This is a genomic window from Dietzia psychralcaliphila (assembly GCF_003096095.1).
Lineage (GTDB): Bacteria > Actinomycetota > Actinomycetes > Mycobacteriales > Mycobacteriaceae > Dietzia > Dietzia psychralcaliphila.
Genome location: NZ_CP015453.1, coordinates 1,578,171 through 1,602,426 on the forward strand (window position 1 = coordinate 1,578,171; position 24,256 = coordinate 1,602,426).

A 24,256-nucleotide genomic window follows, 5' to 3' on the forward strand; every position below is an offset into this window, starting at 1 on the left:
AATGTGACGCACAGCACTCTGCCCGAGGAGGGCACGGGACGACCCGCGGATCCGTTCACCGAACGGACACCGCGGGTCGTTTCCGCATCCAAGCTCCACCGCGCGGCCGCTCGGCGTAAGGCCGGTCGCTTCCTGGCCGAGGGGGCCAACTCGGTCGAGGCCGCCCTGGCGAGCGGCGCGGCGGTCGAAGTGTTCTGCGGCCAGGACTCACTCGAGCGGTTCGCCGCACTCGTGACCACGGCGTCGGCCGCAGGAGTCACCGTCTCCGTGGTGACCGACCGAGCGGTCCGGTCCCTGTCGGACACCGTCTCGCCCACGGGGATCGTGGCACTGTGTCGATCGGTCGTGCGCGACCCGGGGGAGCCCGTCGAGGGTGTTCCGCGGCTCGTCGCGGTGGGCCAGGCGCTGGCGGAGCCCGGGAACGTGGGCACCCTCGTCCGGGTGTCGGACGCTCTCGGAGCCGACGCGGTATGGCTCACCGAGGGCGGCGTGGATCCGGAGAACACCAAGGCCGTCCGCGCCTCCGCGGGCAGCCTCTTCCACCTCCCCGTGGTGCGCGGGATCAGCGAGTCGGGCCTGGTCGGACGCGCCCACCGGCTGGGACTCCAGGTCGCCGTGGCCACCGGTGACGGAGAAGTCGATGTCGAGCGCGCGGACGACGTGCTCTCGCGGCCGACTGCCTGGGTCTTCGGCAACGAGGCGCACGGTGTCCCGGACGAACTGGCCGCCGCGGCCGACATCAGGGTGCGCATCCACATCCGCGGAAGGGCCGAGAGCCTGAACATCGTCACCGCCGCCTCGATCTGCCTCCACACCAGCGCGCGCCTGCAGGCCGGCGCGTCGTGACCGCCACCCTCACCGCCCGCGGCCTGGGTGCCTCGCGGGGTGCGCGAACCCTGTTCGACGGGTTGGACCTCGTCGTCGCCGAGGGCGATGTCTGGGGTCTCACCGGGCCCAACGGCGCCGGCAAATCGACGCTGCTCCACGCCCTCGCCGGCGAACCCGACGCCGAGATGTCGGGCACGATCACCGTGAGCCCACCGCACGCGACGGTCGGCCTCCTCCGTCAGGAGGTCGAGCGGCGCGACGACGAGGTGGTCCGCGACTTCCTGCACCGCGTCACCGGCGTCGCCGACGCGCAGGAACACATGGACACCCTCGCGCAGCAGATGGCGGACTCGGACTCGGCCGCCGACGCCTACGGCGACGCCCTCGAGAAGTGGTTGGCGCTCGGCGGTGGCGACCTGGACGAGCGGATCCCGGTGACCGCAGCCCGCCTGGGGCTGGACCGAACCGTTCTGACACTCCCGATGGCCGCGCTCTCGGGCGGGCAGGCCGCCCGCGTCAACCTCAGCGCCGTGTTGCTGAGCCAGTACGAGATCCTCTTGCTGGACGAGCCGACCAACGACCTCGACCTGGCCGGGCTCGCCGTACTGGAGGAGTTCATGCGGACCGAGCGGCGCCCGATGGTCGTGGTCAGCCACGATCGTGAGTTCCTCGCCAGGTGCGTGACCGGCATCGTCGAGCTCGACTCGGCGCAGCGGCAGATCACGGTGTTCGACGGCGGCTACGAGTCCTACCTGGCCGAGCGCGCACTGGCGCGGCAGCGGGCCCGCGAGGCCTACGAGGAGTACTCGGGCCGGGTCGGTCAGCTCAAGGACCGGATGCAGACTCAGAAGACGTGGCTCGACAAGGGTGTCCGCAACACCATGCGCAAATCCGGAGGCAAGGACGCCGAACGGGACAAGCACATCCGCAACCGGGCCGGCCAGCGGTCGGAGAAGCAGGCCGCCAAGATCTCGCAGACCGAGCGCGCCATGGATCGGCTCGACGTGATCGAGGAGCCGCGCAAGGAGTGGGAGCTCCAGATGGAGATCGCGACCGCACCCCGGTCGGGTTCGGTCGTGGCCGTGCTGTCCGAGGCGGTGGTCCGGCGCGGCGACTTCGTCCTGGGGCCGGTGACCGTGCAGATCGACGCGGGGGACCGGGTGCTGATCTCCGGTTCCAACGGGTCCGGGAAGTCGACGCTGCTGGGGCTGGTCGCCGGAGATCGTCTCCCGGACACCGGTCGGGCCACCACGGGGGCCGGGGTCGCGGCGGGGCGTGTCGATCAGGCCCGCTCGGAGTTCGGTGGCCCGGAACCCCTGCTGGACACGTTCTGCGTGGCCGCGGATCCCGCGGTTCTGGACCCCACGGAGGGCCGGACGCTGCTGGCCAAGTTCGGTCTGAGCGGCGAGCACGTCGCCCGGTCCTGCGCGTCCCTGTCCCCGGGGGAGCGGACCCGTGCGGCGTTGGCCCTGCTGCAGCAGCGTGGGGTCAACCTCCTCGTCCTGGACGAGCCCACCAACCATCTCGACCTGGCCGCGATCGAGCAGCTCGAGCAGGCGGTGGAGGCGTTCGACGGCACGGTCCTGCTGGTGACCCACGACCGGCGGATGCGGATGGGTTTCCGGGTGAACCGTGAACTGCTCGTGGAGTCCGGCGCTGTTCACGAGGTGCGGTAGCGGTTCGCCCGTCGCGTCGAGGGCGGCGCACGAAGGTGGGCCGGGGGGCCCGACCCCGATCGACTAGTCTGTTGCGGGATGCCGCCGGCGGTCGCCGGAGATCGCCGTGACGGGGAGGACGAGAGCACAGGTGAGCGAAGACACGAGCGCTGTCGAGGTGCGGATCGACGAGGAGTCACTGGCGCGATACGCCACGGACGCCGAGGGCGCGTTCGCCGCGGCCGCGGACCTCGAGGCCCTGGCCGTCGCCAAGACCGCCCACCTGGGCGACCGCAGTCCGATCGCGCTGGGACGCCGGACCCTCGGGTCGCTGCCCAAGGAGCAGAAGGCCTCTGCGGGCAAGGCCGTCAACGTGGCGCGTGGCAGGGTCCAGCAGGCCTACGACGCCCGCCTCGCGGAACTCCAGGCCGAGCGTGACGCGGCGATCCTCGTGGCCGAGACCCTGGACCTGACCGTGCCGTCCGGTCGGGCACCGGTGGGCGCCCAGCACCCCATCACGATCATCACCGAGCAGGTCACGGACGTGTTCGTGGCCATGGGCTGGGAGATCACCGAGGGGCCGGAGGTCGAGGCGGAGCACTACAACTTCGATGCGCTCAATTTCCTTCCGGACCACCCCGCGCGCACCCTGCAGGACACCTTCCACGTGGCGCCCGAGGGCAGCCGCCAGGTGCTGCGCACCCACACCTCGCCCGTGCAGATCCGGACGATGCTCGACCGGGAGCCCCCGATCTACGTGGCCTGCCCCGGACGCACGTTCCGCACCGACGAGCTCGACGCCACCCACACCCCGGTCTTCCACCAGGTCGAGGGCCTGGCGATCGACAAGGGGCTGACCATGGCGCACCTGCGGGGCGCGCTCGATGCGTTCGCCCGCGCGCTGTTCGGCCCGGAGACCCGCACCCGGATGCGGCCCAACTACTTCCCCTTCACCGAGCCCTCGGCCGAGGTCGACGTGTGGTTCCCCCGCAAGAAGGGCGGCGCCGGCTGGGTCGAGTGGGGGGGATGCGGGATGGTCCATCCCAACGTCCTGGCCGCCTGCGGCATCGATCCCGAGGTCTACTCGGGCTTCGCCTTCGGCATGGGCCTCGAGCGCACCCTGCAGTTCCGCAACGGACTGTCCGACATGCGGGACATGGTCGAGGGGGACGTGCGCTTCTCGCTGCCCTTCGGAATCCGCGCCTGATCCACCCACCCCCTTCCACCCGAGAAGACGAAGGACCCCCACAGTGCGAATTGCCCAGTCCTGGCTGACCGAGATCCTGCAGCGGGCCAACGACGGCTGGTCGGTGACCCCGGCCGAGCTCGATGCGGGGTTCGTGCGCGTCGGCCTCGAGGTCGAGGGCCAACCGGAGACGCTTCCGGAGATCGCCGGTCCGCTCACCATCGGGCGGGTCAGCAGCATCGAGGAGCTCGAGGGCTTCAAGAAGCCGATCCGGTTCTGCTTGGTCGACGTGGGCGGCGACGAGCCGCAGCAGATCGTCTGCGGGGCCCGGAACTTCGCGACGGGGGACCTGGTCGTGGTCGCACTTCCCGGGACGGTGCTGCCCGGTGGGTTCGAGATCGGCAGGCGCACGACCTACGGCAAGCCCAGCGAGGGCATGATCTGCTCGGCCTCCGAGCTCGGGATCGGCACCGACCACAGTGGCATCATCGTCCTGGCGGACGGCACCGCGGAGCCCGGTGACCCCGCAGGCCCGGTGCTGGACGCCGGGGCGGCGGGTCCCGACACCGTCATCGAACTCAACGTCACCCCGGATCGTGGCTACTGCCTGTCGGCGCGTGGCCTGGCCCGCGAGCTCGCGTGCGGTTTCGGCCTGGACTTCGCCGATCCGGCCGTCGAGCTGGACCTGCCGTCCCGGGGCGAGACCTGGCCGCTGGAGGTGGCGCAGGAGTCCGGTGCGCAGCGGTTCGCTCTCCGTCGCGTGACCGGAATCGACCCGTCCGCCCGGACGCCGTGGTGGATGGCGCGGCGGTTGCTGCTGTCGGGCGTGCGCCCGATCTCGCCGGCCGTCGACGTGACCAACTACGTCATGCTCGAACTCGGCCATCCCATGCACGCGTTCGACGCCGCCACGCTGCGGGGCGGGCTCACCGTCCGCCGAGCGCGGGCGGGGGAGAAGCTCACCACCCTCGACGACGTGGTGCGTTCACTCGACCCCGAGGACGTGGTGATCTGTGACGACCGCGGCCCGATCTCACTGGCGGGCGTCATGGGCGGTGCGAGCACGGAGGTGTCCGAGCAGACCACGGACGTCCTCCTCGAGGCCGCCGTGTGGGACACGCTCGCGGTGTTCCGCACCATCCGTCGGCACAAGTTGCCCAGCGAGGCGGGCAAGCGGTACGAGCGTGGTGTCGACGCCGCGGCCTCGATCGCCGCGCTGGACCGCGCCGCGACCCTCCTGGCGGAGATCACCGGTGGCACGGTCGAGTCCACTCTCTCCGACGCCGGTTCCGCCCCCGTCATGCCGACCATCGCGTTCGATGAGGGCAGGCCCTCCCGCGTCGCCGGCGTCGACTACCCGACCGGCACCGCGCGTCACCGCCTGGAGCAGGTCGGGTGCGCGGTCGCGGGGGATGACGCGGTGTTGCTCGAGGTCACCCCGCCGACGTGGCGCCCGGATCTCACGTTGCCCGCGGATCTGGTGGAGGAGGTCCTGCGCCTCGAGGGGCTGGAGAACATCCCGTCGGTGCTGCCGACCGCACCCGCGGGCCGCGGGCTCACCGCCACCCAGCGGGGTCGCCGCGCCGTGGGTCACGCTCTGGCGGCGGCCGGGCACGTGGAGGTGCTCACCTCACCGTTCTGTGATCCGTCGGTGTTCGACGCGATGGGGCTCAGCGACGACGACGAGCGACGCAGCACGATGTCGGTGGTCAACCCGTTGGAGAGCGAGAAGGGTCACCTCGCCACCACGCTCCTGCCGTCGTTGGTGGAGATCGCCCGGCGCAATCTCACCCGCGGCGCACGCGACCTATCGCTGTTCTCGGTGGCGCAGGTGTCCTTCCGCACCCCGACCACCCGGGCCGTGGAGATGCTGCCCGTCGACCGCGAGCCCACGCAGCAGGAGCGGGACGCGCTCACGGCCTCGCTGCCGGAGCAGCCCCTGCACGTCGCCGCCCTCTACACCGGTAAGCGCGAGCCGGGCGGCCACTTCGGGCCGGGCCGCGACGCGGACGCCCTCGACGCGGTCGAGGCGGCCCGGATCGTCGGCCGCGCCCTGGGGGCCGACGTCGACGTCCGTGGGGCGGAACGTGCGCCGTGGCACCCGGGTCGTTGCGTCGAGGTCCTGGTCGACGGCGCGGTGGTGGGCCATGCCGGCGAGCTGCATCCGGCCGCGTGCGAACGACTCGGGCTCCCCGGCCGGTCCTGCGCGGTCGAGCTGGACCTCACCGCGATCGGGGCCCGCGAGGTCCTGCCCGCGCCGTCGATCTCGGCCTACCCGGCCGTCAACCAGGACGTCGCCCTCGTGGTGGAGTCGTCGGTTCCGGCGTCCTCGGTCGAGGCGGCCCTGCGCTCGGGTGGCGGTGATCTCCTGGAGAGCGTTCGACTCTTCGACGTCTACACCGGCTCCCAGCTCGGCGAGGGGCACAAGTCCCTGGCCTACGCCCTGACCTTCCGCGCCGACGACAGGACCCTTACCGAGGACGAGGCCACACGGTGGCGGACGGCGGCGGTGGAGGCCGCGCAGGCGGCCGTGGGGGCGACACTCCGTGGCTGACCCGGCGGGGGCGCCCGGGGACCGCGATCACGCCGAGCGTGCTGACGCCGACCGTGCTGACGCCGACCGTGCCGACGCCGCCGAGCGCGCCGCCGGTCGCGTCCGTGTGCCGAGGGTCCTGTGCATCGCTGGCACCGATCCCTCGGGCGGCGCCGGCCTGCTCGCGGACGTCAAGTCGGTCGCCGCGATGGGCGGGTACGCGATGGGGGTCGTCACCGCGGTCACCGTCCAGAACACCCTCGGGGTCAGTGGCGTGCACGCCGTTCCCGTCGACACCGTCGTGGCCCAACTCGACGCGGTGGCGGACGACGTCCGGATCGACGCGGTCAAGATCGGCATGCTCGGAGAAGCTTCTCTGGTCGAGGCGGTGGGGGACTGGCTGCGGCGCCGGCGGCCCCCGAACGTGGTCCTCGACCCGGTCATGGTCGCCACCACCGGTGGCAGGCTCGCCAGCGACGACGCCTCCCGGATGCTGCGCGACCTCGTCCCGCTCGTGGATCTCGTCACGCCCAACGTCCCGGAGCTCGGCGTCCTGTGCGGGGAGCCGACCGCGGGCCGAATCGAGACGATCGTGGGGCAGGCCGAACTCGTCCACGAGCGGACCGGGTGTTCCGTGCTCGCCACGACCGGCGACCTCGAGGACGGCAGCGCCGAGGACATCCTCGTGCGGTCAGAGGGCGTGTGGCGCACGACGCTCCGGCTCCCGTTCGTCCGCGTGGACACCCCGCACACCCACGGGACCGGATGCTCGCTGTCCTCCGCCCTGGCCACGGCCCGGGTGGGGTCCGACGACTGGGAGGCCGCCTACCGGCGGGTCCGTCCCTGGATGGACGGCGCGCTCAGGGGCGGGCTGACGCTCGAGGTGGGCCGGGGGTCCGGACCGCTCGACCACACCTGGTTCCTCCACCACTGATCGACGCCCCTCGCCGCATCGCCTCTTGTCCGATGTTCCGTGACCCAGCGCTCTGTCGTACACCTGTGCGAATATCCGGCTCGTATCCAGCCGAGACCATCGGGAGTAGACCATGACCACAGCGCCGCACTCATCCGCCGAGTCCTCCGCCGCCAAGGCGCTCGATCGAGTCCGCAAGTTGTTCGCCAAGGCCGAGAGCGTCGCCGGTACGCCGGAGGCCGAGGTCTTCCTCGAGCGGGCCTACGGGTTGCTCGCCAAGTACGGGGTGGACGAGGCGCTGGCCAGGTCGGGGCCCGACGCACAGCCGACGGAGGTGGTGGTCCTCGACCACGTGGTCACCGGCAAGTACCAGCCGGACCAGGTGGGTCTGGTGGCGTCCCTGGCCGCCGCGATGCACTGTCGGGCCGTCACCTCCACCCGCGGTGACGGTGCGAAGGTCGTCCACATCGTGGGGGTGCGTCGGCACGTCGAGCGGGTCGGGGTGCTCGCCGGGGGGCTCACGGGGGTCATGCTCGCGGCGGCGGCGCGCCAGCGTCCCGGTCCCGGCGTCTCGCCGGTCACGCACCGAAAGTCGTTCATGACCGGGTTCGCCTTCGAGGTGGGTCGCCGACTGGCCGCGGCCGAACACGGAGCCGTCGCCGACAGCGGGGACGCAGCCGGGGCGGGGCTCGTCCTGAGGTCGGATGCCCAAAGGGCGGACTCCGAACTGCGGCTCCGCTTCCCGTCGGCGGTGCGGGGCGCACGACGGCGGGTGGGTACCTCGGGGATCGAAGAGGGTCGTCGCGTGGGTGGATCGGTGGATCTCGGACAGAGCCGATTCGGCGGGGGCCGACGCCAGTTGGGGGCCTGACCGGTCCGGGGGGTGTGGGCGGCGGGTCGGTGTGCAAATTATTGCAAGGTGATGCATACTCGTGCGTATGGCAATCAAGGTAGCGGTCGCAGGTGCTTCGGGTTACGCGGGAGGGGAGTTCCTCCGCCTGTTGCTCGGGCACCCGGCGCTCGTGTCAGGTGAGATGGAGATCGGAACCCTCGCCGCGGGGTCCAGCGCCGGGCAGTCGCTGGCCCAACACCACCCCCATCTCCTGCCCCTCGCGAACCACGTTCTGGCCGAGACCAGTGCGGACACGCTGGCCGGTCACGACGTCGTGGTCCTGGGCCTACCGCACGGGCACTCCGCGGAGATCGCCGAGCAGCTGGGGCCCGACGTCCTTGTCATCGACCTGGGCGCGGACTTCCGGTTGTCCGACGCCTCGGACTGGGAGACCTACTACGGGTCCGCACACGCCGGCACCTGGCCGTACGGTTTGCCAGAACTCCCCGGGGCGAGAGCGGCACTGCGGTCCACCCGCCGGATCGCGGTGCCCGGGTGCTTTCCCACAGGGGCGAGCATCGCACTGTTCCCGGCGGTGGCGGCCCGCCTGATCGACGCCTCGGGCATCACGATCGTCTCGATCACCGGTGCCTCGGGAGCGGGTAAGGCCGCCAAGGTGCCGATGCTCGCCTCAGAGGTCATGGGCTCGGCCAAGGCGTACGGCGTCACGACCCACCGTCACGCGCCGGAGATCACCCAGAACCTGCGGGCGGTCACCGATTCGGAGGTGTCGGTGAGTTTCACTCCGGTCCTGGCCCCGATGGCGCGGGGCATCCTCACCACCGCGGTCGCCCCGACCACGGCGACGGCGGAGGAGTTGCGCCGGGTGTACGCCGAAGCCTTTGACGACGAACCCTTCGTCCACGTGCTCCCGGAGGGCGTGCAGCCGATGACCGCCTCGGTCCTCGGGTCCAACGCCGTGCAGCTCGGCATCGAGGTTGACCAGCGCGCCGGCCGCGCGGTGTTCACCGCGGCGATCGACAACCTCGCCAAGGGCACCGCCGGTGGGGCGATCCAGTCCATGAACCTCGCCCTCGGACTGCCCGAGACCGCAGGGCTCAGCACCGTCGGACTGGCACCGTGACCGACGGTCCGCTGTCCGAGGGGCCGCAGACCGGCGAGCCCGCGGCGGGCGATCTCCGTGTGGACGGACCTCTGCCGGGCGCGGAGTCGAGCGGTGATCGGTACGGACTTCAGGGGTGGACCGATCCCGTCGAGCTGGGCGCGGCGTTCTGGGTCGCGCCTCCGGGATCCTCGGCGACGCTCCGGGTGACCGGTGGCGGCAACGATGCTGCTGAGCTGCAGTGGAGTGTCCGCTGTGCCGAGGTCCCCGCCACCCGGGCGGTCGTGTTTCTCGACGGCCCCGGGTTCGAGGACACCGCTGAGGACTTCACCTTCACCCACAGGGTGGCGGAGGACGTGGCCGCGTTCGCCACAGCCCGATCGGAGACCGCGGCGGGCCCCATCGAGGTCCTGGTGTTCCGCCCCGACACCGGCACCACCCCCTGGCCCGAACCATCGACGACACCGGGCGGGGTCGAGTTCCATTTTCCGCACCGCGGCGGAGCAGACGTCCACCTCGTCCTGACCCTTCCCACACCACCCGGAGAGGCCTGACATGACCACCGAGATGAACGACGGGTCCACCGAGTTGACGCCGTTCGTCCGCGCACACGTCCTCGCCGAGGCACTGCCGTGGCTGCAGAAGTTCCACGACAAGATCGTCGTGGTCAAGTACGGCGGCAACGCGATGATCGACGATCAGCTCAAGGCGGCGTTCGCGGCCGACATGGTGTTCCTCCGGACCTGTGGTCTCAAGCCGGTCGTGGTCCACGGCGGCGGTCCACAGATCACGTCGATGCTCAGCCGCCTGGGTATGGAAGGCGAGTTCCGCGGAGGATTCCGGGTCACCACCCCCGAGGTCATGGACATCGTCCGCATGGTGCTGTTCGGCCAGGTCGGCCGCGAACTGGTGGGGCTCATCAACGCGCACGGCCCCTACGCGGTCGGGATCTCCGGGGAGGACGCGGGTCTGTTCACGGCGGTTCGGCGGACCGCGATGGTCGACGGCGAGCCGACCGACATCGGACTGGTCGGAGACGTCGAGTCGGTCGAGCCCCGTGCCGTCCTGGACCTCATCGAAGCCGGTCGGATCCCCGTCGTGTCCACGATCGCCCCGGATGCCGACGGGACCGTCCACAACATCAACGCGGACTCCGCCGCCGGTGCACTGGCCACCGCGCTCGGTGCCGAGAAGCTCGTCGTCCTCACCGACGTGGAGGGGTTGTACACCGACTGGCCGGACCGGTCCTCATTGGTCACCCACCTCGGGACGGGGCCGCTCGAACGGCTGCTCCCGTCGCTCGAGAGCGGGATGGTTCCCAAGATGGAGGCGTGCCTGCGTGCGGTGCAGGGCGGGGTGCGGGCGGCCCACGTCATCGACGGGCGCGTCGAGCACTCCGTGTTGCTGGAGGTCCTCACCGAGGGGGGCATCGGCACCATGGTCACCGAGGGTGACCACGAGATCCGCACGCCGGCAGGAGGCGCGAGATGACCATGACCGACTCCACTTCCCTCACCGCACGGTGGGACAGCGCGCTCATGCGCAACTACGGCACCCCGCCGCTCGAGCTGGTCTCGGGACAGGGGGTCACCGTCACCGCCGCCGACGGCCGCGAGTACGTGGACCTGCTCGGCGGGATCGCGGTCAACGCCCTCGGTCACGCGCATCCCGCGGTGGTCGACGCGGTCAGCCGCCAGGTGGCCGACCTCGGCCACGTGTCCAACCTCTACATCCACCCGAAGGTGGTGGCGCTGGCCGAACGACTCGAGTCGCTGCTGGCGGTGGACGAACCCGTCCGCGCCTTCTTCTGCAACTCGGGCGCGGAGGCCAACGAGGCCGCGTTCAAGATCGCCAGGCGGACGGGACGTCGGCGGATCCTCGCCGCGGAGAACGGCTTCCACGGCAGGACCATGGGCGCGCTCGCGATGACGGGACAGCCCGCCAAACGTGAGCCGTTCGAACCGATGCCCGCAGGGGTCGAGTTCTTCCCCTATGGGGACATCGCGGCGCTCACCGCCCTCGTCGGGCAGGCCCCCGGGGACACGGCCGCCGTGATCGTCGAGCCGGTCCAGGGCGAGGGAGGGGTCGTCGAGCCCCCCGAGGGGTTCCTGGCGGACGTGCGCTCGTTGTGCAGCGAGCACGGGATCCTCATGATCGTCGACGAGGTCCAGACCGGGATCGGTCGTACCGGTGCGATGTTCGCCACGCGGCGGGTGGGCGTGGTGCCCGACGTGATCACCCTGGCCAAGGGCCTGGGGGGCGGGCTGCCCATCGGCGCCTGTCTGGCGGTCGGCGCGGCCGGGGAGCTGCTCAACGCGGGCCAACACGGGACCACCTTCGGTGGGAACCCGATCGCGTGCGCGGCCGCCCTGGCGGTCCTGGACACGATCGAGGCCGACGACCTGATCGCGCATGTCGACAGACTCGGCAAGATCATCGCCGCCGAGATCGAGTGCCTGGACCACCCACTCGTCGACCACGTACGCGGGAGTGGCCTCCTGCTCGGCGTGGTGCTCACGGCCCCGCTCGCGAAGGCGGTGGAGGCGGCAGCCCGGGAGGCCGGGTACCTCGTCGGCGCCACCACAGTGGACGTGGTCCGACTCGCCCCGCCGTTCATCCTGACGGAGGAGCAGGTCGCCCGGTTCGTCGCCGGGCTGCCGCGAATCCTCGACGCCGCGACCCCGAAGGAGTCCACGTCATGACCGCAGCAACACCGTCGGTGCGGCACTTCCTGCGCGATGACGACCTCAACCCCGCGGAACAGGCCGAGGTCCTCGATCTCGGGATGCGACTCAAAGCCGACCCGTTCTCGGCGCGCCCGCTCGAGGGGCCTCGTTCGGTCGCGGTGATCTTCGACAAGACCTCCACGCGGACCCGGTTCTCGTTCGACGCCGGGATCGCCCAACTCGGCGGGAACGCCATCGTCGTGGACTCCGGATCCACCCAGATGGGCAAGGGCGAGACCCTCTCCGACACGGCCAGGGTGATGTCGCGTTACGTCGAGGCGATCGTGTGGCGTACCTATTCTCAGGACGGGCTGGCCGAGCTCGCCGCGCATTCGGCCGTGCCCGTGGTCAACGCCCTGACCGACGAGTTCCACCCGTGCCAGATCCTCGCGGACCTGCTCACCATCCGCGAGAACTTCGGTCGCACCGCCGGCCTGCGCGCGGTCTACCTCGGCGACGGCGCGAACAACATGGGGCACTCGTATCTGCTCGGGTTCGCCACCGCGGGCATGCACATCACCATCGCCGCGCCGGAGGGCTACCAGCCGACGGGACAGGTGGTCTCGGATGCGGAGCGCGTGGCCGCGGAGACCGGGGGATCGGTGACGATCACGACCGATGTCGACTCCGCAGTGGCCGGGGCCGACGTCCTCATCACGGACACCTGGGTATCGATGGGGATGGAGGACTCGGCGACCGACCGACTCCGCGACCTCGCCGACTACCAGTTGGGGCAGGAGTCGGTCGACAAGGCGTCCGACGACGTGATCGTCCTGCACTGTCTTCCCGCCTATCGCGGCAAGGAGATCGCGGCCGAGGTCATCGACGGCCCCCGCAGCCGCGTGTTCGACGAGGCCGAGAACCGGCTCCACGCGCAGAAGGCACTGCTCGTGTGGCTCATGGAGCGGTCGTGACCACGGTGGGGACGGTCAGCAGGACAACAAGGCACGCCCGCATCGCCGAGATCCTCCAGCGTCGTCCCGTCCGAAGTCAGACCGAGCTGGCCGAGGCACTGGCCGAGGAGGGCATAGCGGTCGCGGTGGCCACCCTGAGCCGGGATCTCGACGAGCTCGGGGCCGTCAAACTCCGGGCCGCGGACGGCGGCGCGGGTCGCTACATCATCCCGGAGGACGGCAGCCGGGCCCCGGGGATCCCCGGGGGCACCGACAGACTCGGCAGGCTCCTCGCGGACCTCCTGGTCTCGGCGGACCACAGTGGCAACATCGCGGTCCTGCGGACCCCGCCCGGCGCCGCGAACTTCCTGGCGAGCGGGCTGGACCGCGCAAACCTCGACGACGTGGTGGGCACGATCGCCGGGGATGACACCATATTCGTGATGGCCCGCGAGCCCGTCGGCGGCGCCGAGCTCGCGGACCGGCTCGCCTCACTGGCGCGACGCCAGCTCTGAGACCCACGACCGAACACCCATAGACCTATCGATCCGAACCATCAAGGAGCACACCATGTCCGATCGCGTAGTCCTCGCCTACTCCGGCGGCCTCGACACCTCCGTCGCCATCAGCTGGATCGGTAAGGAGACCGGCGCCGAGGTCGTCGCCGTGGCCATCGACCTGGGTCAGGGCGGTGAGGACATGGAGGTCATCCGCCAGCGCGCACTGGACTGCGGCGCCGTCGAGTCGATCGTCGTGGACGCCCGCGACGAGTTCGCCGACGAGTACTGCGCCCCCACGATCAAGGCCAACGGGATGTACATGCGGGAGTACCCGCTGGTCTCGGCGATCTCCCGGCCCCTGATCGTCAAGCACCTTGTCACCGCCGCCAAGATGCACGGAGGCACCTCCGTCGCCCACGGCTGTACCGGCAAGGGCAACGACCAGGTCCGCTTCGAGGTGGGCTTCGGCGCCCTCGCCCCCGACCTCGAGGTGATCGCCCCTGTCCGCGACTACGCCTGGACCCGTGAGAAGGCCATCGAGTTCGCGGAGCAGAACGAGATCCCCATCAACGTGACCAAGAAGTCCCCGTTCTCGATCGACCAGAACGTCTGGGGCCGGGCCGTGGAGACCGGCTTCCTCGAGGACCTGTGGAACGCCCCCACCAAGGACGTCTACGACTACACCGAGGACCCCACCCTCAACTTCTCCGCTCCCGACGAGGTCACCGTGACCTTCTCGGAGGGCATCCCGGTGGCGATCGACGGGCGCAAGGTCTCCGTGCTCGAGGCAATCGTGGAGCTCAACCGCCGGGGCGGGGCTCAGGGCGTGGGTCGGCTGGACATGGTCGAGGACCGGCTCGTCGGTATCAAGAGCCGCGAGGTCTACGAGGCGCCGGGCGCGATGATCCTCATCACCGCGCACAAGGCGCTCGAGGACGTCACGCTCGAGCGGGAGCTGGCGCGGTACAAGTCGGGCGTGTCCGACCAGTGGTCCAACGCCGTCTACGACGGACTGTGGTTCTCCCCGCTCAAGTACGCCCTCGACGCCTTCATCGACAACACCCAGCAGCACGTCTCCGGTGACATCCGGATGGTCCTGCACGGTGGTTCCATCGTCGTCAACGGTCGTCGTTCCGACTCCTCGCTGTACGACTTCAACCTCGCGACCTACGACGAGGGCGACTCGTTCGACCAGAGCTACGCGAAGGGCTTCGTGAACCTCCACGGCCTGAGCTCCAAGATCGCCGCCAAGCGGGACCTCGGGCTGTGAGCGACGGGGACCGGCAGGACGAACGGCACGGCACCAACACCGGAGCCCTGTGGGGCGGTCGCTTCGCCGGCGGCCCCGCCGAGGCGATGGCCGCGCTGAGCAAGTCCACGCACTTCGACTGGGAGTTGGCGCCCTACGACATCAGGGCCTCCAAGGCCCACGCCAGGGTGCTGCACCGCGCGGGTCTGCTCTCCGGTTCCGACCTCGACGCGATGCTCGACGGCCTGGACCGTCTGGCCGCGGACGTCGATTCCGGCGCGTTCGTCCCGGCGGAGTCGGACGAGGACGTGCACGGCGCCCTCGAACGCGGACTGATCGACCGGGTGGGGGTCGAGGTGGGTGGACGCCTGCGCGCAGGCCGGTCCCGCAACGACCAGGTCGCCACGCTGTTCAGGATGTGGTTGCGCGATGCGGTCCGGGAGGTGGCCGAGGGGGTGCTCGACGTGGTCGACGCTCTCGTCGCCCAGGCTGATGCCCACCCCGAGACGGTGATGCCCGGCAAGACCCACTTCCAGGCGGCCCAGCCGATCCTGCTCTCACACCAGCTCCTGGCCCACGCACAGCCGTTGCTGCGGGACGTCGATCGGATCCGGGACCTGGACCGCCGCCTCGCGGTCTCACCGTACGGTTCGGGCGCCCTGGCCGGCTCGTCTCTCGGGTTGGACCCGGACGCGATCGCGGCGGAGCTCGGCTTCGACCGCGCGGCGGACAACTCGATCGATGCCACGAGCTCACGGGACTTCGCCGCCGAGGCGGCCTACGTCCTCGCCCAGATCGCGGTGGACCTCTCCCGCCTGGCGGAAGAGGTGATCGCCTGGTCCACCCCGGAGTTCGGGTACGTGACGCTGGCCGACGAGTGGTCCACGGGCAGCTCGATCATGCCGCAGAAGAAGAACCCGGACGTCGCGGAACTGATGCGCGGCAAGACGGGCCGGTTGATCGGCAACCTGACCGGCCTGCTCGCGACCCTCAAGGCCCAGCCGTTGGCCTACAACCGGGACCTACAGGAGGACAAGGAGCCGGTCTTCGATTCGGTCGCCCAGCTCTACCTGCTGCTCCCGGCGATGGCCGGGATGGTCGCGACCCTGGAGTTCCATCCGGGGCGGCTCGCCGAGCTCGCACCGGCCGGGTACACGTTGGCCACCGACATCGCGGAGTGGATGGTCCGCCAGGGCGTTCCGTTCCGGGTGGCCCACGAGGCGGCCGGGGAATGCGTGCGGGTGGCCGAGTCGCGCGGCGTGGGTCTGGACGAGCTGACCGACGACGAGTTGGCCGGAATCGATCCGGCACTCAGGCCGGAGGTCCGCAACGTGCTCACCGTGGCGGGATCCATCGCCTCCCGGAGCGCACGGGGTGGAACCGCCGGCACCGCCGTGGCGGAACAGCGGCGACGGCTGGGAGAGATCCGTGACGAACTCGCCCACTGGGTAGGGTGAGCGCCATGTCCGCCATCGATGACCGCCTGCTGGAAATCCTCGCCTGCCCCGAGGACAAGGGTCCACTTCTCCTGGCGGGAGACGACACGCTCTACAACCCCCGACTCCGCCGCGCCTACCGGATCGACGACGGCATCCCGGTGCTGTTGGTGGAGGAGTCGCGTCAGGTGGAGGACTCCGAGCACGCGGAACTGCTCGCCCGTTCGGGCGGCGCTCCACAGGAGTGACCTCGCCGGACACCTCGCCGGGCCAGTTCCGGGAACTGCTCCGCGAGGCCCACCCGGCCGAGGCCGCACGAGCACTGCTCGGGGGTGTCCTGACCCATCGCTCCGTCTCGGTGCGGGTGGTGGAGGTCGAGGCGTACGGCGGCCCGGTCGACTCGCCCCATCCGGATCCCGCCGCGCACACCTGGCCGGGTCCCACCCCGCGGAACGAGGTGATGTTCGGCGACGCCGGTCACCTGTACGTCTATCTGAGTCACGGGATCCACCGATGCGTCAACATCACCTGCCGTCCCCCGGGGGAGGGGGGCGGTGTCCTGCTCCGAGCGGCCCGGGTGGAGAGCGGACACGAGGTGGTGGACAGCCGCCGGCCCGGGATACCTGCCGAGCGTGCCGCCCGCGGACCGGGGAACCTGGGCCGGGTGTTGGGCATCGATCTCTCCTTCCGGGGTACGGATGTCCTCGACTCGTCGTCGTCGGTCACGTTCCGTCCCGATCCGCTCCCCGATGCGCAGATCAGGACGGGTCCCCGGGTGGGGGTCTCCCGCGAGGCGGACCGCCCCTGGCGGTTCTGGCTGGCGGGGGCTCGGGAGGTCTCCGCATACCGGCGCAGTCCACGTGCGCCACGCGTCACGCACCCCGCCCCGTGGTAGTCCGCCGCGCTGATGGGGAACAATGACGGGCGTGACTACCAACATCCTCGATGACCTGCAGTGGCGGGGGCTCATAGCGCAGTCGACCGACCTCGACGCGCTCCGTGCCCATCTCGACGAGGGCACCGTGTCGCTCTATTGCGGATTCGATCCCACCGGGCCGAGCCTGCACGCCGGTCACCTGATCCCGCTGCTGACGCTCCGTCGGTTCCAGCTGGCCGGGCACCGGCCGATCGTCCTGGCCGGTGGGGCGACCGGGATGATCGGTGACCCCCGGGACGTGGGGGAGCGCACCATGAACACCGCCGACACGGTGGCCGAGTGGAGCGAGCGCATCGCTGGTCAGCTCGAGCTGTTCGTGGACCTCAACGAGGGCCCTGCGGGAGCCCGCGTCGTCAACAACATGCAGTGGACCGGGCATCTGACCGCCATCCAATTCCTCCGCGACGTCGGCAAGCACTTCTCGCTCAACACCATGCTCGGGCGCGACACCGTGAAGCGGCGACTGGACGGCGACGGGATCTCCTACACCGAGTTCTCCTACATGCTGCTCCAGGCGAATGACTTCCTGCAGTTGCGCCGCACCATGGGGTGCACACTGCAGATCGGTGGCTCCGATCAGTGGGGCAACATCATCGGCGGCGTCGATCTGAACCGCCGGGTGGACGGGGAGTCCGTGCACGCGATGACCGTCCCCCTCGTCACCTCGTCCGACGGCAAGAAGTTCGGCAAGTCGACCGGCGGTGGGAGCCTCTGGCTCGATCCGGCGATGACCAGCCCGTACACCTGGTACCAGTACTTCCTCAACACCGCCGACGCAGACGTGGTCCGATACCTGCGCTGGTTCTCGTTCCTCGGGCGGGAGGAGATCGACGAGTTGGACCAACTCACCCGGGAGAAGCCGCATCTGCGAGCGGCGCAGAAGCGGCTGGCCGAGGAGATGACCACCATGGTTCACGGTGTGGCTGCCACGGAGTCGGTGCAGGCGGCGTCCCAGGCACTGTTCGGTCGCGGCGAGTTGGCCGATCTGGACGAGCGGACCCTCGGCGCGGCGCTCGAGGACGCCGGCGCCGTCGAGGTGGAATCGGACGGACCGAGGACGATCGTCGATCTCCTGGTGGCCTCAGGTCTCTGCGAGAGCAAGGGTGCGGCCCGTCGTGCCGTCGGCGAGGGTGGCGCGTACGTCAACAACCAGCGCATCGACGATGTCGACTGGGCCCCCGCGGCGGGCGACCTGCTGCACGGGACCTGGTTGGTGCTCCGACGCGGCAAGAAGAGCATCGCCGGGGTCCGGATCCGCTGACCGGTCAGAGCACAGAGAGAAGGCGCCGGTACTCACCGGCGCCTTCGGTCATTTCGCTCCATGACCAGGCGATTTGCGTTTGGGTTCACGTCTGCGTAACTTATTGGAAGTCGCCGAGAGCGAGCGCGGACCGAGAGGCCCGGGCCGAGGGAGGTGACGAGTTTCAGGTGGTGGCGCGGACCCGGTTTTGACTTGGTGGGTCGGAGTCGCTAGGCTGGAGAAGTTGCCCCGAAACGGGTGGCGAAGGTTGTGAATCCTCGAATTCGGGTGGTCAGTGACTGTCTGGGGTTCGATGTGGTGGTGTTGTTTGAGAACTCAACAGTGTGTTTTGTTTGTGATAGTGCCAAATTTTTTGTTTGGTTGCGACCCTTTCACATCCCTGTCGTGGGGGTCGCGTTTTTTGAACAGCCAGTTTGTTTGGTTTGTTTTTTGCTTGGATTGTGCTTTTTGTAGTGCTGAGAAGCTTTTATGGAGAGTTTGATCCTGGCTCAGGACGAACGCTGGCGGCGTGCTTAACACATGCAAGTCGAACGGTAAGGCCCCTTCGGGGGTACACGAGTGGCGAACGGGTGAGTAACACGTGGGTAATCTGCCCTGCACTTCGGGATAAGCCTGGGAAACCGGGTCTAATACCGGATATGAGCTCCTGCCGCATGGTGGGGGTTGGAAAGTTTTTCGGTGCAGGATGAGTCCGCGGCCTATCAGCTTGTTGGTGGGGTAATGGCCTACCAAGGCGACGACGGGTAGCCGGCCTGAGAGGGTGATCGGCCACACTGGGACTGAGACACGGCCCAGACTCCTACGGGAGGCAGCAGTGGGGAATATTGCACAATGGGCGGAAGCCTGATGCAGCGACGCCGCGTGGGGGATGACGGTCTTCGGATTGTAAACTCCTTTCAGTAGGGACGAAGCGAGAGTGACGGTACCTGCAGAAGAAGCACCGGCCAACTACGTGCCAGCAGCCGCGGTAATACGTAGGGTGCAAGCGTTGTCCGGAATTACTGGGCGTAAAGAGCTCGTAGGCGGTTTGTCACGTCGTCTGTGAAATCCTCCAGCTCAACTGGGGGCGTGCAGGCGATACGGGCAGACTTGAGTACTACAGGGGAGACTGGAATTCCTGGTGTAGCGGTGAAATGCGCAGATATCAGGAGGAACACCGGTGGCGAAGGCGGGTCTCTGGGTAGTAACTGACGCTGAGGAGCGAAAGCATGGGGAGCAAACAGGATTAGATACCCTGGTAGTCCATGCCGTAAACGGTGGGCGCTAGGTGTGGGGTCCTTCCACGGATTCCGTGCCGTAGCTAACGCATTAAGCGCCCCGCCTGGGGAGTACGGCCGCAAGGCTAAAACTCAAAGGAATTGACGGGGGCCCGCACAAGCGGCGGAGCATGTGGATTAATTCGATGCAACGCGAAGAACCTTACCTAGGCTTGACATATACAGGACGACGGCAGAGATGTCGTTTCCCTTGTGGCTTGTATACAGGTGGTGCATGGTTGTCGTCAGCTCGTGTCGTGAGATGTTGGGTTAAGTCCCGCAACGAGCGCAACCCCTGTCTCATGTTGCCAGCACGTAATGGTGGGGACTCGTGAGAGACTGCCGGGGTCAACTCGGAGGAAGGTGGGGATGACGTCAAATCATCATGCCCCTTATGTCTAGGGCTTCACACATGCTACAATGGCTAGTACAGAGGGCTGCGAGACCGCGAGGTGGAGCGAATCCCTTAAAGCTAGTCTCAGTTCGGATTGGGGTCTGCAACTCGACCCCATGAAGTCGGAGTCGCTAGTAATCGCAGATCAGCATTGCTGCGGTGAATACGTTCCCGGGCCTTGTACACACCGCCCGTCACGTCATGAAAGTCGGTAACACCCGAAGCCGGTGGCCTAACCCTTGTGGAGGGAGCCGTCGAAGGTGGGATCGGCGATTGGGACGAAGTCGTAACAAGGTAGCCGTACCGGAAGGTGCGGCTGGATCACCTCCTTTCTAAGGAGCACTCACCACCGTTTGGTGGTCAGAGTTAGCGTCTGGTTCGTGCCCGTTCGTGGTGCGCCAGGTGGCTCATTGGGTGGAACACTATTGCGTAGGACTCGCCTGGATCTTCGGCGTCGGCTCAGGGCTGGCTGCTGGGGGGAGCGTGGTTCGGACAAAACACACTGTTGGGTATCTGAAACAGCACCGTTGAGCATTCCTGTTGGTTGAGGGGTGTGGGTCTGTTTTTGATGGCACTGATTCCCGAGATGCTCTTGTGGCCGGTTGGCCTGGGGTGTGGGTGGGGTTGGTGTGTGTTGTTTGAGAACTGCACAGTGGACGCGAGCATCTTTAATTGTTTGTGAATGTAAGTGTGTAAGAGCACACGGTGGATGCCTTGGCACCAAGAGCCGATGAAGGACGTAGGAGGCTGCGATAAGCCTCGGGGAGCTGCCAACCGAGCTGTGATCCGAGGGTGTCCGAATGGGGAAACCCAGCACGCGTGATGGCGTGTTACCCACATCTGAATACATAGGGTGTGTGGAGGGAACGCGGGGAAGTGAAACATCTCAGTACCCGCAGGAAGAGAAAACAACAGTGATTCCGTCAGTAGCGGCGAGCGAACGCGGAAGAGGCTAAACCGCATGCGTGTGATACCCGGCAGGGGTTGCGTGTGTGGTGTTGTGGGGCATGATGTCCTGGTTCTGCCGGATCAGGCGCTTGATAGTCCGCGGGTTAGGGGAACGACTTGGAAGGGTCGGCCGTAGAGGGTGAGAGTCCCGTACCTGAAAACTTTGTGGCTGGGCGATTTGTGTTCCCAAGTAGCAGCGGGCCCGTGAAATCTGCTGTGAATCTGCCGGGACCACCCGGTAAGCCTAAATACTCCTTGGTGACCGATAGCGGATTAGTACCGTGAGGGAATGGTGAAAAGTACCCCGGGAGGGGAGTGAAATAGTACCTGAAACCGTGTGCTTACAAACCGTCAGAGGCTTTCGGGCTGATGGCGTGCCTTTTGAAGAATGAGCCTGCGAGTTAGTGGTATGTCGCAAGGTTAACCCGTGTGGGGAAGCCGTAGCGAAAGCGAGTCCTAATAGGGCGGTTGAGTGGCATGCTCTAGACCCGAAGCGGAGTGATCTACCCATGGCCAGTGTGAAGCGACGGTAAGACGTCGTGGAGGCGCGAACCCACTTAGGTTGAAAACTGAGGGGATGAGTTGTGGGTAGGGGTGAAAGGCCAATCAAACTCCGTGATAGCTGGTTCTCCCCGAAATGCATTTAGGTGCAGCGTCGCATGTTTCACCTCGGAGGTAGAGCTACTGGATGGCCGATGGGCCCTACAAGGTTACTGACGTCAGCCAAACTCCGAATGCCGAGGTGTGAGAGTGCGGCAGTGAGACTGTGGGGGATAAGCTTCATAGTCGAGAGGGAAACAGCCCAGATCGCCGGCTAAGGCCCCTAAGCGTGTACTAAGTGGAAAAGGATGTGGGATCGCTGAGACAGCCAGGAGGTTGGCTTAGAAGCAGCCACCCTTGAAAGAGTGCGTAATAGCTCACTGGTCAAGTGGTCCTGCGCCGACAATTTAGCGGGGCTCAAGTACACCGCCGAAGCCGCGGCACTCACACAATAACCTCCTCCGGGCAGGTGTGTGGGTGGGTAGGGGAGCGTCGTGTGGCCATAGAAGCGTCGGAGTGATCCAGGCGTGGAGGCCACACGAGTGAGAATGCAGGCATGAGTAGCGAATGACGAGTGAGAAACTCGTCCGCCGAATGATCAAGGGTTCCTGGGTCAAGCTAATCTGCCCAGGGTGAGTCGGGACCTAAGGCGAGGCCGACAGGCGTAGTCGATGGACAACGGGTTGATATTCCCGTACCCGTGTGTGCGCGCCCATGGTGAATCAGTGATACTAACCGCCCTGAATGGCCTAGAGCATCCTTCGGGATGACGTGGTCTGGATGCGCGGGACCTGATCTGGTAGTAGCCAAGCGATGGGGTGACGCAGGAAGGTAGCTGAGCCAGTCAGTGGTTGTACTGGTGTAAGAGTGTAGGCCGTGACATAGGCAAATCCGTGTCACATTAAGGCTGAGACTTGATGCATACCCGTTGTGGGGAATTCAGTGATCCTATGCTGCCGAGAAAAGCCTCTAGTGAGTTCATACACGGCCCGTACCCCAAACCGACACAGGTGATCAGGTAGAGAATACCAAGGCGATCGAGAGAACTGTGGTTAAGGAACTCGGCAAAATACCCCCGTAACTTCGGGAGAAGGGGGGCCATGCCCGGTGAACATCTTCACGGTGGGAGCTGGGTGTGGTCGCAGAGACCAGAGAGAAGCGACTGTTTACTAAAAACACAGGTCCGTGCGAAGACGTAAGTCGATGTATACGGACTGACGCCTGCCCGGTGCTGGAAGGTTAAGAGGACCGGTTAGCCGCAAGGCGAAGCTGAGAATTTAAGCCCCAGTAAACGGCGGTGGTAACTATAACCATCCTAAGGTAGCGAAATTCCTTGTCGGGTAAGTTCCGACCTGCACGAATGGCGTAACGACTTCTCTGCTGTCTCGACCACAGACTCGGCGAAATTGCACTACGAGTAAAGATGCTCGTTACGCGCGGCAGGACGAAAAGACCCCGGGACCTTTACTATAGCTTGGTATTGGCGTTCGATTCGGTTTGTGTAGGATAGGTGGGAGACTGTGAAGCATGCACGCCAGTGTGTGTGGAGTCGTTGTTGAAATACCACTCTGATCGTATTGGACGTCTAACCTCGGCCCATGATCTGGGTTAGGGACAGTGCCTGGTGGGTAGTTTAACTGGGGCGGTTGCCTCCTAAAGAGTAACGGAGGCGCCCAAAGGTTCCCTCAGCCTGGATGGCAATCAGGTGTTGAGTGCAAGTGCACAAGGGAGCTTGACTGTGAGACTGACACGTCGAGCAGGGACGAAAGTCGGGACTAGTGATCCGGCACCGGCAAGTGGAAGCGGTGTCGCTCAACGGATAAAAGGTACCCCGGGGATAACAGGCTGATCTTCCCCAAGAGTCCATATCGACGGGATGGTTTGGCACCTCGATGTCGGCTCGTCGCATCCTGGGGCTGGAGTAGGTCCCAAGGGTTGGGCTGTTCGCCCATTAAAGCGGCACGCGAGCTGGGTTTAGAACGTCGTGAGACAGTTCGGTCTCTATCCGCCGCGCGCGTAAGAAACTTGAGGAAAGCTGTCCCTAGTACGAGAGGACCGGGACGGACGAACCTCTGGTGTGCCAGTTGTTCCACCAGGAGCATCGCTGGTTAGCTACGTTCGGAAGGGATAACCGCTGAAAGCATCTAAGCGGGAAGCCTGTTCCAAGATGAGGTTTCTCACCACCTTGCGTGGTTAAGGCCCCCCACAGACCATGGGGTTGATAGGCCGGAACTGGAAGCGCAGCAATGCGTGGAGGTGACCGGTACTAATCGGCCGAGGGCTTACACACAAACAAGCCAAGAATTGTTACGCGTCCACTGTGCAGTATCTGAAACAACACACCCATACCGCGAGACACCTCTCGCGGTGAGGGCCTTGTTTCACAGAGTTACGGCGGCCATAGCGGCAGGGAAACGCCCGGTCCCATTCCGAACCCGGAAGCTAAGCCTGCCAGCGCCGATGGTACTGCACTCGTGAGGGTGTGGGAGAGTAGGTCACCGCCGAACACAACTTCATGACCAGCGGGAGGGACATCATGTTCCTCCCGCTGGTCTTATTTGTGCTCCATACTTCAACAGCAGTGCCGACAACCCGGCGCACGTAAGGTGAACGACGTGAACGAACCCCGGTCAGAACAGCCAGATCGCTCCCCACGACGAGGCGACGGTGACGTACCACGCAGGGGCGACCGGGCCTCGAGCGGCGGTCGTAGGGACAACAGCTCCTTCGGGGAACGCAGCGGCAAACGCTACGACGGGTCAGGCGGAGGCGAAGCAGGCCGGCATCGAGCCGGTGGCGCCGGGGCGTCCGGTGGTCAGAGCGAACGTAGCCGGACGAGCGGTCAACGATCCGGTGCACCGCGGGCCGGAGAGGCTCGCGGCGGCGCCGGGGGCGATCGCCGCGGCGGTGCCGCCCGTGTCGCGCCCCGTGGTGGGGGGCGGCCCGGTGACGATCGTCGAGCCGGAGGTCGGCCCGGACAGGACGCCCGGCAAGCTGCACGGGTCGACGAGCCGATCCTTCCCGAGGACATCGAGGCCGCGGACCT

General features: G+C 67.3%; 18 protein-coding genes and 3 rRNA genes. 20 read left to right on the forward strand and 1 reads right to left on the reverse strand.

What is annotated here, in order from left to right; translation table 11 throughout:
• Positions 1-3: 3 nt before the first annotated feature.
• The 20 genes from A6048_RS07115 to rrf all read left to right on the forward strand — a co-directional run bounded on the left by A6048_RS07115 (position 4) and on the right by rrf (position 23,717).
• Positions 4-846 carry a TrmH family RNA methyltransferase gene (locus tag A6048_RS07115; RefSeq protein WP_107748418.1) on the forward strand — a complete coding sequence of 281 codons (843 nt, stop codon included), beginning with the start codon at positions 4-6 and terminating at the stop codon, positions 844-846.
• Positions 843-2,504, forward strand: a complete 1,662-nt coding sequence (locus A6048_RS07120; RefSeq protein WP_107748419.1) for an ABC-F family ATP-binding cassette domain-containing protein — start codon at positions 843-845, stop codon at positions 2,502-2,504. Before A6048_RS07115 ends, A6048_RS07120 begins: the two co-directional genes overlap by 4 nt.
• 130 nt (positions 2,505-2,634) lie before the next feature.
• Positions 2,635-3,690: a phenylalanine--tRNA ligase subunit alpha gene (gene pheS, locus A6048_RS07125; RefSeq protein ID WP_107748420.1), complete on the forward strand. Its 1,056-nt coding sequence runs from the start codon at positions 2,635-2,637 to the stop codon at positions 3,688-3,690.
• A 43-nt stretch (positions 3,691-3,733) separates the two neighbouring features.
• The gene (gene pheT / locus A6048_RS07130) at positions 3,734-6,223 is read left to right on the forward strand and encodes a phenylalanine--tRNA ligase subunit beta (RefSeq protein ID WP_107748421.1); all 2,490 of its coding nucleotides are present in this window, start codon (positions 3,734-3,736) and stop codon (positions 6,221-6,223) included.
• A complete protein-coding gene (thiD, locus tag A6048_RS07135; protein ID WP_235027459.1) occupies positions 6,216-7,136 on the forward strand; it encodes a bifunctional hydroxymethylpyrimidine kinase/phosphomethylpyrimidine kinase in 921 nt (306 codons plus the stop codon). The genes pheT and thiD overlap by 8 nt, the downstream gene beginning before the upstream one ends.
• 112 nt (positions 7,137-7,248) lie before the next feature.
• Positions 7,249-7,986 (forward strand): DUF2786 domain-containing protein, encoded by a 738-nt coding sequence (locus A6048_RS07140; RefSeq protein WP_107748422.1) that lies wholly within the window; start codon positions 7,249-7,251, stop codon positions 7,984-7,986.
• Positions 7,987-8,053: 67 nt separating this feature from the next.
• The gene (gene argC / locus A6048_RS07145) at positions 8,054-9,091 is read left to right on the forward strand and encodes an N-acetyl-gamma-glutamyl-phosphate reductase (protein ID WP_107748423.1); all 1,038 of its coding nucleotides are present in this window, start codon (positions 8,054-8,056) and stop codon (positions 9,089-9,091) included.
• On the forward strand, positions 9,088-9,624 hold the full coding sequence (locus tag A6048_RS18240; protein ID WP_159110287.1) for a hypothetical protein: 537 nt from the start codon (positions 9,088-9,090) through the stop codon (positions 9,622-9,624). The genes argC and A6048_RS18240 overlap by 4 nt, the downstream gene beginning before the upstream one ends.
• A 1-nt stretch (position 9,625) precedes the next feature.
• Complete coding sequence (gene argB, locus A6048_RS07155; RefSeq protein WP_107748425.1) at positions 9,626-10,561, forward strand: acetylglutamate kinase; 936 nt, start codon at positions 9,626-9,628, stop codon at positions 10,559-10,561.
• Positions 10,558-11,772 (forward strand): acetylornithine transaminase, encoded by a 1,215-nt coding sequence (locus A6048_RS07160; RefSeq protein WP_107748426.1) that lies wholly within the window; start codon positions 10,558-10,560, stop codon positions 11,770-11,772. The genes argB and A6048_RS07160 overlap by 4 nt, the downstream gene beginning before the upstream one ends.
• On the forward strand, positions 11,769-12,710 hold the full coding sequence (argF, locus tag A6048_RS07165) for an ornithine carbamoyltransferase (RefSeq protein WP_107748427.1): 942 nt from the start codon (positions 11,769-11,771) through the stop codon (positions 12,708-12,710). The genes A6048_RS07160 and argF overlap by 4 nt, the downstream gene beginning before the upstream one ends.
• Positions 12,707-13,204 (forward strand): arginine repressor, encoded by a 498-nt coding sequence (locus A6048_RS07170; protein WP_107748428.1) that lies wholly within the window; start codon positions 12,707-12,709, stop codon positions 13,202-13,204. The genes argF and A6048_RS07170 overlap by 4 nt, the downstream gene beginning before the upstream one ends.
• A 55-nt stretch (positions 13,205-13,259) precedes the next feature.
• Positions 13,260-14,459, forward strand: a complete 1,200-nt coding sequence (locus A6048_RS07175) for an argininosuccinate synthase (RefSeq protein ID WP_107748429.1) — start codon at positions 13,260-13,262, stop codon at positions 14,457-14,459.
• Positions 14,456-15,895 (forward strand): argininosuccinate lyase, encoded by a 1,440-nt coding sequence (gene argH / locus A6048_RS07180; protein ID WP_107748430.1) that lies wholly within the window; start codon positions 14,456-14,458, stop codon positions 15,893-15,895. The genes A6048_RS07175 and argH overlap by 4 nt, the downstream gene beginning before the upstream one ends.
• Positions 15,896-15,900: 5 nt before the next feature.
• Positions 15,901-16,122 carry a Trm112 family protein gene (locus A6048_RS07185; protein WP_107748431.1) on the forward strand — a complete coding sequence of 74 codons (222 nt, stop codon included), beginning with the start codon at positions 15,901-15,903 and terminating at the stop codon, positions 16,120-16,122.
• On the forward strand, positions 16,119-16,769 hold the full coding sequence (locus A6048_RS07190) for a DNA-3-methyladenine glycosylase (RefSeq protein ID WP_107748432.1): 651 nt from the start codon (positions 16,119-16,121) through the stop codon (positions 16,767-16,769). Before A6048_RS07185 ends, A6048_RS07190 begins: the two co-directional genes overlap by 4 nt.
• Before the next feature lie 22 nt (positions 16,770-16,791).
• The gene (gene tyrS / locus A6048_RS07195) at positions 16,792-18,072 is read left to right on the forward strand and encodes a tyrosine--tRNA ligase (protein ID WP_200837352.1); all 1,281 of its coding nucleotides are present in this window, start codon (positions 16,792-16,794) and stop codon (positions 18,070-18,072) included.
• Between the two features lie 465 nt (positions 18,073-18,537).
• Positions 18,538-20,054: ribosomal RNA gene (locus tag A6048_RS07200) — 16S ribosomal RNA — on the forward strand.
• A 350-nt stretch (positions 20,055-20,404) separates the two neighbouring features.
• Positions 20,405-23,500: ribosomal RNA gene (locus tag A6048_RS07205) — 23S ribosomal RNA — on the forward strand.
• A 100-nt stretch (positions 23,501-23,600) separates the two neighbouring features.
• Positions 23,601-23,717 (forward strand): 5S ribosomal RNA (rrf, locus tag A6048_RS07210).
• Together the 16S, 23S and 5S rRNA genes form the textbook arrangement of a ribosomal RNA operon.
• A gap of 252 nt (positions 23,718-23,969) precedes the next feature.
• Here the strand turns inward: rrf and A6048_RS18610 are convergent.
• The gene (locus tag A6048_RS18610; protein WP_108835164.1) at positions 23,970-24,203 is read right to left on the reverse strand and encodes a hypothetical protein; all 234 of its coding nucleotides are present in this window, start codon (positions 24,201-24,203) and stop codon (positions 23,970-23,972) included.
• Positions 24,204-24,256: the final 53 nt, after the last annotated feature.